Genomic DNA, 14,658 nt, shown 5'->3' with positions numbered 1-14,658 from the left:
GTCCGCGCAGGGCGACAACACCTACACGGTCAGCTACGCCGGCGACACCACGCACGCCGACGCGACCGCCAAGGACACCGTCAGCGTCGTCCGGGGCGCGACCACCCTCGCGGTGAACGCCCCGACCACGGCCCTGCCCACCCGCGAGCTCACCGTCACCGGCACCCTCGGTTCGCCCGTGGCCTTCCCGGCCGGCACCAAGGTCTCCGTGAGCCGCACCGACTCCGCCCACCCGGCGGGCACGTCGCTCGGCACCGTGACGGTCGCCGCCAACGGCACCTTCTCGTTCAAGAACACCCCGTCCGTCCTGGGCAACAACACCTACACGGCGACCTTCGCCGGTGACACGCGGCACGCCGCCGCCACCGCCAAGGACACCGTCAAGGTCGCCAAGGCCGCCGCCACCGTCACGGTCACCGCTCCGACCTCGGCCAAGCGGTCCACCAAGATCACGGTGAAGGGCAAGCTCACCTCGAGCGCCTCCTTCCCCAGCGACACCAAGGTCACGGTGACCCGCACCGACCTCACCTACCCCAAGGGCAAGTCGCTCGGCACCAAGACGGTCGCGTCCAACGGCACGTTCAGCTTCACGGACACCCCGACCACCGGCGGCACCGTCACCTACACCGCCCAGTACAAGGGCGACGCGACGCACAACGCCGCGGTGGGCAAGGACAGTGTCGCGGTCTCCCGCCTGGCCACGTCGGTCAGCATCAAGACCAACCACTCGACCTACTCCTACGGCGCGACGGCCACCGTCACCGGGCACCTCGGCAAGACCGGCAAGAGCCGTGTGGTGTCGATCTACGCACAGCCGGCCGGCGGCACGAAGAAGCTGGTCAAGACCGCCAAGGTCAACTCGGCCGGCGACCTGAAGGTGACCTACAAGCTCAGCCGCAACACCACCTTCTGGGCGTCGTTCGGCGGCGACTTCTCCTACGCGCCGAAGTCGGTGTCGCGGGCGGTCGGCACGCAGGTCAAGCTCACCACGTCGGTCTCGCGCCACTACAAGACCGGCAAGATCGGCTCGACCAACTACTACTGGTTCCACAAGAACACCGCGCCGCTGTTCAGCACGACGATGACCTACGCCACGAACCGCAAGGAGCGGTTCGAGCTGCAGGTCTACTACCAGGGCCACTGGTACGGGTCCGACTCGGAGTACTTCCGGATCGGGACCGCCGGCAAGGCGCTCGTCGAGCTGCCGGGGCCGGGCGAGTCCGGCATCCGGGCCCGCGTGCGCGTCTCGTACATCAAGGGCAGCTCGGGCGACAGCCTGAACACCACGACGTACGGCGACTGGAAGTACCTGAACTTCACCAACTGACGCCGCGCGCCCGCACACGGACGAGGCCGCCCCGGATCACCCGGGGCGGCCTCGTCCGCGTTCACGGTGCGCGGGGGTCAGTCAGGCCTCGCCCGCCTCCAGCAGGTTCGCGGCGGCGCCGACGATCCGCGGATCGGGGACGCCGACGACCTCCTCGTCCTTGTCCGGGTAGTCGAAGCGGGCGAGCACGCTGCGCATCGCCTCGACGCGGGCGCGCTTCTTGTCGTTGCTCTTCACGACCGTCCAGGGGGCCTGCTCGGTGTCCGTCTCGCGGAACATCGCGACCTTCGCCGCGGTGTAGTCGTCCCAGCGGTCCAGGGACGCCAGGTCCATGGGGCTGAGCTTCCACTGCCGCACCGGGTCGACCTGGCGGATGGTGAAACGGGTGCGCTGTTCGTCGCGGGAGACGGAGAACCAGAACTTCACCAGGTCGATGCCGTCGTCCACGAGCATCCGCTCGAAGGCGGGCGCCTGGCGCATGAAGCGCTGGTACTCGTCGTCGGTGCAGAAGCCCATGACCCGCTCGACCCCGGCCCGGTTGTACCAGGAGCGGTCGAACATGACGATCTCGCCGGCCGTCGGCAGGTGGTCGACGTACCGCTGGAAGTACCACTGGCCGCGCTCGCGCTCGGTCGGCTTGACCAGGGCGACGACCCGGGCACCGCGCGGGTTCAGGTGCTCGGTGAACCGCTTGATGGTGCCGCCCTTGCCGGCCGCGTCACGCCCCTCGAAGACGATCACCAGCCGGCGCCCGGTCTCCTTGATCCAGCTCTGCAGCTTCAGCAGCTCGATCTGCTGGAGCCGCTTGTGCCACTCGTACTCCTTGCGCTCCATCCGGTGGTCGTACGGATAGTTCTCGCGCCAGGTCTCGACGGGGGTGCCGTCGGGGCGGATGAGCACGGGCTCGTCCTGGTCGGTGTAGTCGACCTGCATACCGGCCAGCAGGTCCGGATCGGCGGGGTGCGGGAGCGTCGCCATGTCGCCTCGCCTCTCAGGAGTGGAACTGCGGAACGATCGGACGGATGCCGTACGCCACGACCGCGGCGCAGGCCAGGGAGCACAGGCCTGCCGCCGTGTACGACACGGTCGCGCCGTCGCGGGAACCCCCGGCCCGGGAGAGCCCGAGCACACCGAGGGCGAAGACGACGACCACACCCACCGTAACGCCGGTGCTGACAGCGGCCACTTCGCCGAGGGCGCTCCAGTCCGGTTGCATCGCATTTCTCCTTGTCGGACGCGGTCGGACGCGCTCAGGCGGCCGACGGGGCGGAGGTCGCGGAGGGGCGCAGCGCCACGGTATGCGTGTCGTTGACATTCTGGGCGTGCACCGGGTGGCGGCGCGAGAACACGACGATGAACGCCGCCACCGCCAGCAGGGCGACCACCACGGTGCCCACCGTGCCGCCGTGCTGCACGACGCTCGCCGAGACCCCGCCCGACCAGCGCGGCGGCCGGCAGCGTCACCAGCCAGGCGACGACCCTGCGGCCGGCGGTCCCCCAGCGGACCTCTGGCGGCCGGCGGCCCAGCCCGGCGCCCAGGATGCCGCCCGAGCACACCTGCGTCGTCGACAGCGCGAAGCCCCGGTGCGCGGAGGTCAGGATCACCGTCGTGGAGGCCGCCTCGGCCGCGAAGCCCCGCGGCGACCGGATGTCGGTGAGCCCCTTGCCCATGGTGCGGATGATCCGCCGGCCGCCCAGGTGGGTGCCGAGGCCGATGGCCAGGCCCGCCGCCGCGATCACCCACACCGGCGGCCCCGCTCTTCTGGGCGTCGTTCGTGCCGTGCACCGGCGACGCCGACGCGATCTGCCCGAGCCGGAAGCCCCGGGTCACCGACTCCCGCCGCGCCCGCGCGGTGATCCGCTAGGCCAGGTACGTCGCCAGCAGTGCCGCGATCCCCGCCACCAGGGGGACGCGACCGCGGGGATCAGCACCTTCTCGACGGCAGTCCCAGCAACCAGTCACGAGGTTCCACAGCGGCGCGCCGACCAGCCCCGCGAAGATCATGCCGGGGTGACCAGGGTGTCGTCGACGATTCCCCGGAGATCGTCTTCGCGACCTCGGTGGAGAGGAAGGCGCCGGCGATGTTCAGCACGCCGCTGATGAGGACCGCGGTCCGCGGTCGCAGAGCTCCCGTCGGGATGGACGTCGCCATCGCGTCCGCCGTGTCATGGAAGCCGTTGGTGAAGTCGAAGGCCGGCGCGGTCACGATCACGACCGCCACGAGAAACGTGATGTGGTCCATGCCCTTTGAGGGAGAGGGCCGCACGCGTACGCCAGGCGACGCCCACATGACGCCCGCCGGTACTGCTCGTCAGGACACGGCATAGTCCTTCAGCCCGCAGCGTTCGATCGCGGCGGGCGAGTAGCAGGGCAGGTGGCCGTGGGATCTGACGACGGCCTGGCCGGGGCCGAGAAGCATGTAGTGGAGGAAGCCGGCGGTGAGGGTGCCGGCGGCGGGGGTGCCGAAGGTGTAGGCGTACTCGAGGTCGTTGAAGGGGTAGCCGGTGGCGCCGTCGGCCCCGGTCGACGGGGCGAAGCCGTCGATCTCCAGGATGCGCACGTGCGGCGCGGCCTTGGCGGCGCCCAGTTCGGCGTAGCCGATGGCGCCGGGTATCCGGCCCACCTCGGAGAGGACCTTGGCGGTGCTGTCGCGTTCGCAGCGGATCACCGGGGCGTCCTGGTAGTCCTTCCGCACGCATTCCCGTGAGGTGAACGGGCCCTCGCCCCTGCCTCCGAGGACGCGCCTGCGGAAGATCTCGCGGGTGCCGGAGTCGGAATTGCGGCTGACGAGGCGGATGGGGACCGAACCGCCGCCGAGTTCCTTCCAGTTGTCGACGGTGCCGGCGAAGACGGCGCGTATCCGGGCCACGGGCAGGTTCGTCACGGGGATGCCGTCGTTCACGACGAGCGCGAACGTGGAGACGGCGACCCGGCTGCCGGTGAGTGGGGCGAGGTCGTCCGGGGCGGGGCCGTCGGACATGGCCACCACCGCGGAGCCGTGGCCCGCCTTCCCGGCGTCCGCGAGGTCGCGGACGCCCCGGTCGCTGGAGTTCGCGTCGACCGTGATCCGGGAACCCTCGCAGTCCGCGGCGTAACGGCGGGCGAGTTCCTCCATGACCGGGGCGAAGGCCGTGGACCCGGTGACCGTCAGTCTGCCGGTGGCGCAGCCGAGGGGCGGCGGCGCGTCCTCGCGGACGACGATGATGGAGGCCAGCACGGTGACGCAGACGGTCAGCAGGATGGTGATCCAGCGGGTCGCGCGGCTGAACAGCGGGGGCGAGGCGTCGACGGGCATCGCCTTGTTGGGGACGACGACACCGTCGCGGATGCCGCCGGTGATCCGGACGCCGCCGCCGACGTGGCCGCCGGTGAGCAGCACCAGCAGCTTGTAGTGCTGGCCCCGGTTGAGCGGCACGCGGGGCAGGTGGATGACGTTGCCCTCGTGGCGGACCCCGCCCTCGCCGCCGGCCGGGGCGAAGTGGTCCATCAGCCCGCCGGCGTCGACCTGGGTGACGGCCACCCCCCGGACCAGACGGCCGGCGAAGACCACGTTCAGGGCCCGGTGCGGGTCGCGGTTGGTGTAGTCGCCGTCGGCGATGCTCTCGCCGCCGTCGTTCTCGATGCGGAGCAGGACGAGCGTGGCGTCCACCATGTCCGGCAGGTCGTTGAAGAGACCGAGCCGCACATTGGTCGCGCCGGCCTCGCCGTCGGGGTCGTCGCTGCCGATCGGGGTGTCCATTTGGACGCGGTAGCCGATGCGTTTACGGCGCGGCACCCGGCGTTCGTACCAGACCACCCCGACGGAGACCGCCAGACCGACGACGGCGGTCAGCACCGCCACGATGTTGTCGGCACTCAGCCAATCGCCCATGCGCGTTCTCGCATCCCCCGTGCAGCCGCCGTGTCACTGGTGCCGCCGGTGCCCGCGGTGACGGTCCGGTCGGTCGGTCGGGTTCGGTCACTGTACGAGCGCGAACGGGTGCCGTTGGCACCTTCCCTGTCCTGCCGTCAGATGTTCGCCGGGCGTTTCCCCGCCGCGCGCGGAGCGGGCCCGGCCTACCGGGGGCCGGGCAGCCGGCGCACGCTCCAGTCGAAGCCGCCCCGGCACACCACCCTGCCCGCCGCGTCCCGGACCTCGGCGACCGTGGCGATCCGCGCGCCGTCGCTCTCACCCGCCAGCAGGGGCCGCAGCGCGGCGCGTTCGTCCGCCCCGAGCGCGCACGTCGCCACCAGCCGCCCCCGGGCCGGGGCCAGGAACTCCATCGTGGCCGCCGCACCCAGCGGCACGACGCCCTCGAACTGGCCGGGCTCCTCGCACGCCGCGACGAGCGCGGCCAGGCCGGCCGCGTCGAGCAGCGCGACCAGCCCGCTCGCGTGCAGGCTCCCGATGACGTTCCCCAGCGCGTCCGGCGTCTCCAGCGCCACTTCCGCGGCACCGTCCTCGGCGCGGACCACCTCGATCCCCGCGGTCCGGTTGGCCGGCACGGGGTCCAGCAGCGCCCGTGCGAGCGCGGTGACGTCCATGACGTCAGCCTGGCAGCGCCGTCCGACGGGCGTGTGACACCCAGTTGTCCGTCGTGCCACGAACCGGCGTGCGGACTACTCGCCGCCCTCCAGATCCCCCTCGGTCTCCAGGAACGCCTCGCGCAGGGCCGCGACGACCTCCGGGTCGGGCTCCGCCCACATGCCGCGGGACTCGGCCTCCAGCAGTCGTTCGGCCATGCCGTGCAGCGCCCAGGGGTTGGCCTCCTGGAGGAAGGCGCGGTTCTCCGGGTCCAGGACGTAGGTGCGGGCGAGCTTGTCGTACATCCAGTCGGCGACGACACCGGTGGTCGCGTCGTAGCCGAAGAGGTAGTCGACGGTGGCGGCCAGTTCGAAGGCGCCCTTGTAGCCGTGCCGCCGCATGGCCTCGATCCAGCGGGGGTTGACGACCCGGGCGCGGAACACCCGGGAGGTCTCCTCCACCAGCGAGCGCGTGCGGACGGTCTCCGGGCGGGTGGAGTCGCCGATGTACGCCTCGGGGGAACGGCCGGTCAGCGCGCGGACGGTGGCGACCATGCCGCCGTGGTACTGGTAGTAGTCGTCGGAGTCGGCGATGTCGTGCTCACGGGTGTCGGTGTTCTTCGCCGCCACCGCGATCCGCCGGTAGGCGGTCTCCATCTCCTCGCGCGCGGGCCGGCCGTCGAGACCGCGGCCGTACGCGTAGCCGCCCCAGACCGTGTAGACCTCGGCGAGGTCGGCGTCGCTGCGCCAGTCGCGGCTGTCGATCAGCTGCAGCAGCCCCGCGCCGTAGGTGCCCGGGCGGGAGCCGAAGATCCGGGTGGTGGCGCGGCGCTCGTCGCCGTGCGCGGCGAGGTCGGCGCTCGTGTGGGCGCGGACGAAGTTCGCCTCGTCCGGCTCGTCCAGGCCGGCGACCAGGCGCACGGCGTCGTCCAGCAGGCCCACCACATGCGGGAAGGCGTCGCGGAAGAAGCCGCTGACGCGCAGCGTCACGTCGACCCGCGGACGGCCCAACTCCTGTGCGGGGACCGCCTCGACACCGGTGACCCGGCGGGACGCGTCGTCCCACACCGGGCGCACGCCGAGCAGCGCCAGCGCCTCGGCGATGTCGTCGCCCGCGGTGCGCATCGCGCTGGTCCCCCACAGCGACAGGCCCACCGACTGCGGCCAGGCGCCGTCGTTGTCCTCGCGGTAGCGGGCCAGCAGCGAGTCCGCCAGGGCCTGCCCGGTCTCCCAGGCGAGCCGGCTGGGGACCGCCTTGGGGTCGACGGAGTAGAAGTTGCGGCCGGTCGGCAGCACGTTGACCAGGCCGCGCAACGGGGAGCCGGACGGGCCGGCCGGTACGAACCCGCCGTTCAGGGCGTGCACGACGGCGTCGATCTCGTCCGTCGTACGGGCCAGCCGCGGCACGACCTGCCGGGCCGCGAAGTCCAGCACCCGGGCGACCTCCTCGGGCAGGCCCTTGGCGACCTCGGCGACCGCCTGCGGGTCCCACGCCGCGTCCTCCATCGCCTGCACCAGCGCGCGGGCCTGCTCCTCGGCCGCGTCGGCGGTGACCCGGGTCGCCGCCGACTCGTCCAGGCCCAGGGCCTCGCGCAGCCCGGGCAGGGCGGCGGTGCCGCCCCAGATCTGGCGTGCGCGCAGGATCGCCAGCACCAGGTTGACCCGCTCGGCACCGGCCGGGGCCCGGCCGAGCACGTGCAGGCCGTCGCGGATCTGCGCGTCCTTGATCTCGCAGAGCCAGCCGTCGACGTGCAGCAGGAAGTCGTCGAACTCGGCGTCGTGCGGCCGGTCCGCCAGGCCGAGGTCGTGGTCGAGCTTGGCCGCCTGGATCAGCGTCCAGATCTGGGCGCGCACGGCGGGCAGCTTGGCCGGGTCCATGGCGGCGATCGCGGCGTGCTCGTCGAGCAGTTGCTCCAGGCGCGCGATGTCGCCGTAGGAGTCTGCGCGGGCCATCGGCGGCACGAGGTGGTCCACGAGGGTGGCGTGGGCGCGGCGCTTGGCCTGGGTGCCCTCGCCGGGGTCGTTGACCAGGAACGGGTAGATCAGCGGCAGGTCGCCGAGGGCGGCGTCGGGGCCGCAGGCGGCGGACAGGGCCGCGTTCTTGCCGGGCAGCCACTCCAGGTTGCCGTGCTTGCCCAGGTGGATCATCGCGTCGGCGCCGAAACCGCCTTCGGCCTGCGCGGAGGCGATCCAGCGGTAGGCCGCCAGGTAGTGGTGGGAGGGCGGCAGATCGGGGTCGTGGTAGATCGCGATCGGGTTCTCGCCGAACCCGCGCGGCGGCTGGATGACGATCAGCAGGTTGCCGCGGCGCAGCGCGGCCAGCACGATGTCGCCCTCGGGGTCGCGGCTGGTGTCCACGAACATCGAGCCGGGCGGCGGGCCCCAGTGCCCGGTGACGGCGTCGCGCAGCTCCGCCGGGAGCGCGGCGAACCAGCGGCGGTAGTCGGCGGCCGGGACGCGGACGGGGTTGCGGGCCAACTGCTCCTCGGTCAGCCAGTCCTGGTCGTGACCGCCCGCCTCGATCAGCGCGCGGATCAGCTCGTCGCCGTCGCCGGAGGACAGTCCCGGTATCTCCTCCGCGGGCCCGAAGTCGTACCCCTCCTCGCGCAGCCGGCGCAGCAGCGCCACCGCGCTGGCCGGAGTGTCCAGGCCCACCGCGTTGCCGATGCGGGAGTGCTTGGTCGGGTACGCGGACAGCACCAGCGCGAGGCGGCGCTCCGCGGGCGGGATGTGCCGCAGCCGCGCGTGGCGCACGGCGATCCCGGCGACGCGGGCGGCGCGCTCGGGGTCGGCCGCGTAGACCGGCAGTCCGTCCTCGTCGACCTCCTTGAAGGAGAACGGGACGGTGATGAGCCGGCCGTCGAACTCGGGCACGGCGACCTGCGTCGCGGCGTCCATCGGGGACAGTCCCTCGTCGCTGCCCTCCCACGTGGCCCGGGAGGAGGTCAGGCACAGCGCCTGGAGCACCGGCACGTCGAGCGAGGTCAGCGCGCCCGCGTCCCACGCCTCCTCGTCGCCGCCGGCGGAGGCCTCGGCGGGACGGGTGCCCCCCGCGGCCAGCACGGTGGTGACAATCGCGTCCACGCCGGCCAGGGCGTCCAGCAGGTCCGGCTCGGGGGCGCGCAACGAGGCGACGTACAGCGGGAGCGGGCGGCCGCCGGCCTGCTCGATCGCGGCGCACAGCGCCTCCACGAAGGCGGTGTTGCCGCTCATGTGGTGGGCCCGGTAGTAGAGAACGGCGACCCGGGGGCCCTCGGTGACGGCCGCGGTGCGCTCCAGGCGGCCCCAGGACGGGGCGGGGGCCGGGGGCTCGAAGCCGTGGCCGGACAGCAGCACGGTGTCGGACAGGAAGCGGGCCAGCTGGGCGAGGTTGGCGGGACCGCCGTGCGCCAGATAGGCGTGCGCCTCGGCGGCGGTGCCGACCGGCACGGTGGACAGCTCCATCAACTGGGCGTCCGGGGCCTGTTCACCGGTGAGCACGACCACCGGGCGCGGCCCGGCGAGCAGCGCGTCCAGCCCCTCCTCCCAGGCCCGGCGACCGCCGAGCAGACGCACCACGACCAGGTCGGTGCCGTCGAGGAGCGCGGGCAGCTCGCCCGCCGTGAGCCGGGCCGGGTTGGCCGGCCGGTAGGAAACCGGGCCGTCCGCGGCGCGGGCGCTGAGCAGATCGGTGTCGGACGTCGAGAGCAGCAGGATCACGTCGGGCGTGCCTTCCTCGGGGTCCGCGCCCCGGGCCGGTGGATGACGGCGGGAGTTCCTGGCTCCCGCGGCCCGGGCATCAGCCGTGGGCCGCGATGACAGTGGCGGGACCGCACCGGTTTCGCACCGGTTTCCTCCCCTGGCGCCGTCGATGGCGTGGGCGCGGCCTGACGACCGTCCCGCCTGCATCGTAAGGGCTGCTGACGTTGCATGGGCCGTACACCTCCCAGGTGCCCGCGGGTATGCTCGCGGCCATGCCCACAGCCCCGGACTCCCCCGTGAACGGCGCCCCCGCCGTGCCCTCGGCGGGGCGCGCGGCGCGCGAGGACGCGTGCCCGGGGGCGCTGCGGCTGCACACCGCCGACGACGGCCCGCTGGCCCGGGTCCGCATACCCGGCGGCTTGTTGACGTCGCGTCAGATACGAGTGCCGGCCGATGCCGCCGACGACCTCGGCGACGGCCGCCTCGACCTCACCTCCCGGGGCAATCTGCAACTGCGCGGCCTGCGCGCCCCCGACGCGGCCACCGCCCTCGCCGACCGGCTCGCCGCCGCGGGGCTGCTCCCCTCGTACGCCCACGAACGGGCCCGCAATGTCGTCGCCTCCCCGCTGAGCGGGCTCGACGGCCACGGATACGCCGATGTGAGCGACTGGGCGCGGGAGGTGGACGCCCTGCTGTGCGCGAGTCCCGCGGCGGCCGGGCTGTCGGGCCGGTTCCTCTTCGCCCTCGACGACGGCCGCGGGGACGTCGCGGCGCTCGGCGCCGATGTCACGTTGATCGCCCGGCCCGACCGCGCCACCGCCGAACTCCGTCTCGCGGGTCAGGCCGTCGCCCGCGTCCCCGCCGCCGACGCCCCCCGCTGGGCACTGCGCGCCGCCGAGACCTTCCTCCGCCTCGCCGCCGGGCACACCACCCGCGCCTGGCGCCTCGCCGACGTCGACCCCACGGGCGCCCGCGTCGCGGGGCTCCTGCCCGTCGCGGTGGCGCGCGCCACCCCGGGGCCGGGCGGGACGGCCGCCGGGACGGACACCCGCTCCGCCGCGCGGGGCGGGCCGCGGCTCGGCGGCCTGCCCCAGCCCGGCGGCGGGACCTGGGTGCTGTCGGCCGGGACGCCGCTGGGACGCGTGACCGCGCGGGCGTGGCGGGTCCTGGCGGAGATCGCCGACGCCGCAGCCGGGCAGGTGCGCGTGACGCCGTGGCGCGGCGTGGTCGTCCCGGGCGTCCCGGCGGACGACGCCCCCGAGGTGCTGCGACGCCTCGCCGGAGCGGGCTTCCTGACCGGCGAGGACTCGCCGTGGCGCGGCGTCACCGCGTGCGCCGGACGGCCCGGGTGCGCCAAGTCGCTGGCGGACGTGCGGGCGGACGCCGAAGCGGCGGTGCGCGCCGGGGCCGCCGGCCCCGGACATCCCCTGCTGCCCGTCCACTTCTCCGGCTGCGAACGCAACTGCGGCCGCCCGGACGGCGCCCGGGTCGACGTCATGGCCACCGCCGACGGGCACTACCGCGTCACCACGGGCGGCACCGGCGCGAGCACCGCCACCGGCACGGCCGCCCGGGACCTGCCCGCGGCCGTCGCCACCGCCCGCCGCACGACCCCACCACCACCGAGGACCACGACGTGATCGAGTACGAGAAGGACGGCCCGGAGATCTACCGCCGGTCGTTCGCCATCATCCGCGCCGAGGCGGAACTCGACGCCCTGCCGCCGGACGTCGCGCAGGTCGCCGTGCGCATGATCCACGCCTGCGGCATGACCGACCTCGTCCGCGACCTGGCCTTCAGCCCGTCCGTGGTCGCCGACGCGCGCGCCGCGCTGCGCGCCGGGGCGCCGATCCTCTGCGACGTGCAGATGGTCGCCAGCGGCGTCACCCGCAAACGGCTCCCCGCGGACAACGACGTGGTCTGCACCCTCTCCGACCCCGCCGTCCCCTCGCTCGCCGCCGAACTCGGCACCACCCGCAGCGCCGCCGCCATGGAACTGTGGCGGGACCGCCTGGACGGCGCCGTGGTCGCCGTCGGCAACGCCCCGACCTCGCTCTTCCGGCTGCTGGAGATGGTCGAGGCGGGCGCCCCGCGTCCGGCCGCGGTCATCGGCGTGCCGGTCGGATTCGTCGGCGCGGCCGAGTCCAAGGACGCCCTGGCCGCGCACCCCTCCGGCCTGGAGCACCTGATCGTGCGCGGCCGGCGCGGCGGCAGCGCCCTCGCGGCCGCCGCCCTCAACGCCCTTGCGACGGAAAGCGACATCGTATGACCACCGGCCGTCTGTACGGAGTGGGCCTCGGCCCCGGCGACCCCTCCCTGATGACCGTGCGCGCCGTGGACGTCATCCGCTCCGCGGACGTGATCGCGTACCACTGCGCCCGGCACGGCCGCAGCATCGCCCGCTCGATCGCCGCGGCGCACATCCGCCCCGAGCAGATCGAGGAGCGGCTGATGTACCCGGTCACCACGGAGACCACCGACCATCCGGGCGGCTACCGGGGCGCGTTGGACGACTTCTACGCCGAGTCCGCCGAACTGCTCGCCGCGCACCTGGACGCGGGACGCACGGTCGCCGTGCTCGCCGAGGGCGATCCGCTCTTCTACGGCTCGTACATGCACATGCACAAGCGGTTGGCCGACCGCTACCCGGCGGAGGTGATCCCGGGTGTCACGTCCGTGAGCGCGGCCGCCGCCCGGATCGGCCGCCCGCTGGTGGAGGGCGAGGAGGTGCTGACGATCCTGCCCGGCACACTGCCCGAGGAGGAGCTCGCGGCACGGCTCGCCGCCACCGACGCGGCGGCCGTGATGAAGCTCGGCCGCACCTTCCCCGCCGTGCGCCGGGCGCTGGGAACGGCCGGGCGGCTGGCCGACGCGCACTACGTCGAGCGGGCCACGATGGACGCCGAACGCCTGGGGATGCTGGCCGACGTCGACCCGGACTCGGTGCCGTACTTCGCCGTCGCGGTGCTGCCCAGCCGGATCGGCGAGCAGTCCGCCCCGGGCCGGGCGGAGGGCGAGGTCGCGGTCGTCGGGCTGGGCCCGGCCGGCCCGATGTGGCTGACCGCGGAGGCGCGCTCCGCGCTCGCCGAGGCGGACGAACTGGTCGGCTACACCACGTACATGGACCGCGTCCCGGTCCGTCCCGGGCAGGTGCGGCACGCCTCCGACAACCGCGTCGAGGCCGAACGCGCCGAGTTCGCCCTCGACCTCGCGCGGCGGGGACGGCGGGTGGCCGTCGTGTCGTCCGGCGACCCCGGCGTCTTCGCGATGGCGACGGCCGTGCTGGAGGCCGCCTCCGCCGAGCCGTACCTCGACGTGCGGGTGCGGGTGGTCCCCGGGATCACCGCGGCGCAGACGGCGGCGGCGCTCGCGGGCGCGCCGCTCGGGCACGACTACGCGGTGGTCTCGCTGTCCGACCGGCTCAAGCCCTGGACGGTGATCGAGGAGCGGCTGCGCGCCACGACCACCGCCGATCTGGTGCTCGCGCTCTACAACCCGGCGTCCCGCAGCCGCCGGGAACAGCTGGAGCAGGCCCTGAAGGTGCTGCGGGAGGGCCGCCCGCCCGGCACGCCGGTGGTCGTGGCGCGCGACGTCGGCGGACCGGAGCAGGCGGTGCGGATCACCACGCTGGAGGACCTGGACCCGGCGACCGTGGACATGCGCTGCGTTCTGCTCGTCGGCTCCTCGCAGACCCGCGCGGTGCGGCGCGGCGACGGCACGACGGTGGTGTGGACGCCCCGGCGCTATCCGGCCTGATCCCCGTCCCGTCTCACCGCCCGGCGCGCAGCCACTCCAGGGCGCCCGCCACGTCCGGGACGGCCGGAACGCCCGGCGGGGCGGGCGGTCGGCGCACGATCACCACGGGCAGGCCGAGTTCGCGGGCGACGGCGAGCTTCGGGGCCGTCGCCGCGCCGCCGCTGTCCTTGGTGACCAGCACGTCGACACGGTGGCGGGTCATCAGCGCCCGCTCCCCGTCGTGGGTGAACGGGCCGCGGTCCAGGACGACTTCCATCCGCGGCGGATGCGGCGGTCCGGGGGCGTCGACGGACCGCACCAGGAACCAGCGGCCGGCGTCCCCGGCGAAGGCCGCCAGGCCCGTACGCCCCGTGGTCAGGAACACCCGGCCGCCGAGCGCGGGCAGCAGGGCGGCGGCTTGCTCCGCCGAGTCCACCATGTGCCAGCGGTCGCCGGGACCGGCGGTCCACCCGGGGCGGCGCAGGCCCAGCAGCGGAACACCGGTCGCCGCGGCCGCCGCGGCGGCGTGGGCGCTCATCGTCTCGGCGAAGGGGTGGGTGGCGTCGACCACCACGTCCACGGCGTGCTCCCGCAGCCAGCGCACCAGGCCCCCGGTCCCGCCGAAGCCGCCCGTCCGCACCTCGCCCGGCGGCAGCCGGGGTGCGGCCACCAGGCCGGCGAGGGAGCTCGTCACCCGCCAGCGGGCCGCCGGTTCACCGGCCAGCGCCTCCGCGAGACCGCGGCCCTCCGTGGTGCCGCCGAGGATCAGGACGTGCTGCTGCGTGCCGGTCATCCCCGCACCCTAGGCCCTGCCGGCATGGCGGCACGGGGGACGGCGGCGGCATCGCGGGACGCGCCGAGCCGCCCCGTGTCCGGCCGCGGCGTGCTGCGCGCGGCGGCCAGGGGGGCGGCTCGGTGTGCGGTGGTCTCAGACGGTGGTGGTGTTGACGGTGACGGGGATGTTGCCGCGGGTGGCCTTGGAGTAGGGGCAGATCTGGTGGGCGGCCTCGGTGAGGGCGGTGGCGGTGTCCTGGTCGACGCCACCGAGTTCGACGTTGAGGACGGCGGCGAGGCCGAACCCCTCGTCGCCGTGGACCAGGGTGATCTCGGTGTCGATGGCGGTGCTGGTGAGCCGCACCTTGCGCTGGGAGGCGGCGAGGCGCACGGCCCCCAGGAAACAGGCGCCCCAGCCGGCGGCGAAGAGCTGCTCGGGGTTGGTGGCGTCACCGGCGCCGCCCAGTTCCTTCGGCAGCGCGAGGGTGGTGGTCAGATGGCCGTCGTCGGACTGGACGCGGCCTCCGTTGCGGCCCTCGCCGGTCACGTTCACGACAGCGGTGTAGTCGGCCATGGTGCTTCTCCTTCGGGTGCGCGGGAGGTGTGGTGGGCCTCCCCCGCACGGGGGCCCGTGCGG

Annotated in this window: 10 protein-coding genes, 2 pseudogenes and 1 riboswitch; of the genes and pseudogenes, 4 read left to right on the top strand and 8 right to left on the bottom strand. The window is 74.2% G+C overall.

Translation table 11 applies throughout. The features are described 5' to 3' along the window. Positions 1-1,327, top strand: a pseudogene (locus PV364_RS13525) (Ig-like domain repeat protein); the annotation flags it as partial. Positions 1,328-1,408: 81 nt separating this feature from the next. On the opposite strand, the gene ppk2 reads toward PV364_RS13525, so the two are convergent. The 6 genes and pseudogenes from ppk2 to cobN form a co-directional block, all read right to left on the bottom strand. Beyond that, positions 1,409-2,305, bottom strand: a complete 897-nt coding sequence (gene ppk2, locus PV364_RS13520) for a polyphosphate kinase 2 (protein ID WP_319660391.1) — start codon at positions 2,303-2,305, stop codon at positions 1,409-1,411. 13 nt (positions 2,306-2,318) lie between these two features. Then, entirely contained in the window at positions 2,319-2,543 is a 225-nt protein-coding gene (locus PV364_RS13515; protein WP_319660390.1) for a hypothetical protein, read from the bottom strand. Positions 2,544-2,577: 34 nt separating this feature from the next. Next, positions 2,578-3,570, bottom strand: a pseudogene (locus tag PV364_RS41230) (inorganic phosphate transporter). A gap of 69 nt (positions 3,571-3,639) precedes the next feature. Next, a complete protein-coding gene (locus PV364_RS13495) occupies positions 3,640-5,199 on the bottom strand; it encodes a substrate-binding domain-containing protein (RefSeq protein ID WP_319660152.1) in 1,560 nt (519 codons plus the stop codon). A gap of 185 nt (positions 5,200-5,384) precedes the next feature. Continuing rightward, positions 5,385-5,852, bottom strand: coding sequence for a DUF4442 domain-containing protein (locus tag PV364_RS13490; protein WP_319660151.1), 468 nt, complete (start codon positions 5,850-5,852; stop codon positions 5,385-5,387). A gap of 75 nt (positions 5,853-5,927) precedes the next feature. Then, the gene (cobN, locus tag PV364_RS13485; RefSeq protein ID WP_319660150.1) at positions 5,928-9,530 is read right to left on the bottom strand and encodes a cobaltochelatase subunit CobN; all 3,603 of its coding nucleotides are present in this window, start codon (positions 9,528-9,530) and stop codon (positions 5,928-5,930) included. Between the two features lie 52 nt (positions 9,531-9,582). Then, positions 9,583-9,667, bottom strand: a riboswitch (cobalamin riboswitch). A 117-nt stretch (positions 9,668-9,784) separates the two neighbouring features. On the opposite strand from cobN, the gene cobG reads away from it, so the two are divergent. Genes cobG through PV364_RS13470 form a run of 3 tightly spaced genes read left to right on the top strand, consistent with a single transcriptional unit; the run spans position 9,785 to position 13,268 of the window. After that, the gene (gene cobG / locus PV364_RS13480) at positions 9,785-11,152 is read left to right on the top strand and encodes a precorrin-3B synthase (RefSeq protein ID WP_319660149.1); all 1,368 of its coding nucleotides are present in this window, start codon (positions 9,785-9,787) and stop codon (positions 11,150-11,152) included. Continuing rightward, positions 11,149-11,781: a precorrin-8X methylmutase gene (locus tag PV364_RS13475; RefSeq protein WP_319660148.1), complete on the top strand. Its 633-nt coding sequence runs from the start codon at positions 11,149-11,151 to the stop codon at positions 11,779-11,781. The genes cobG and PV364_RS13475 overlap by 4 nt, the downstream gene beginning before the upstream one ends. Then, complete coding sequence (locus PV364_RS13470; protein ID WP_319660147.1) at positions 11,778-13,268, top strand: precorrin-2 C(20)-methyltransferase; 1,491 nt, start codon at positions 11,778-11,780, stop codon at positions 13,266-13,268. The genes PV364_RS13475 and PV364_RS13470 overlap by 4 nt, the downstream gene beginning before the upstream one ends. Positions 13,269-13,281: 13 nt before the next feature. Here PV364_RS13470 and PV364_RS13465 read toward each other — a convergent pair whose 3' ends face one another. Next, the gene (locus PV364_RS13465; RefSeq protein WP_319660146.1) at positions 13,282-14,040 is read right to left on the bottom strand and encodes a cobalt-precorrin-6A reductase; all 759 of its coding nucleotides are present in this window, start codon (positions 14,038-14,040) and stop codon (positions 13,282-13,284) included. A 135-nt stretch (positions 14,041-14,175) separates the two neighbouring features. Then, positions 14,176-14,595 carry an organic hydroperoxide resistance protein gene (locus PV364_RS13460; protein WP_319660145.1) on the bottom strand — a complete coding sequence of 140 codons (420 nt, stop codon included), beginning with the start codon at positions 14,593-14,595 and terminating at the stop codon, positions 14,176-14,178. Positions 14,596-14,658: the final 63 nt, after the last annotated feature.

This window comes from Streptomyces sp. MI02-7b, assembly GCF_033793585.1.
Taxonomy (GTDB): domain Bacteria; phylum Actinomycetota; class Actinomycetes; order Streptomycetales; family Streptomycetaceae; genus Actinacidiphila.
This window is presented reverse-complemented; position numbering and strand designations above follow the sequence as displayed.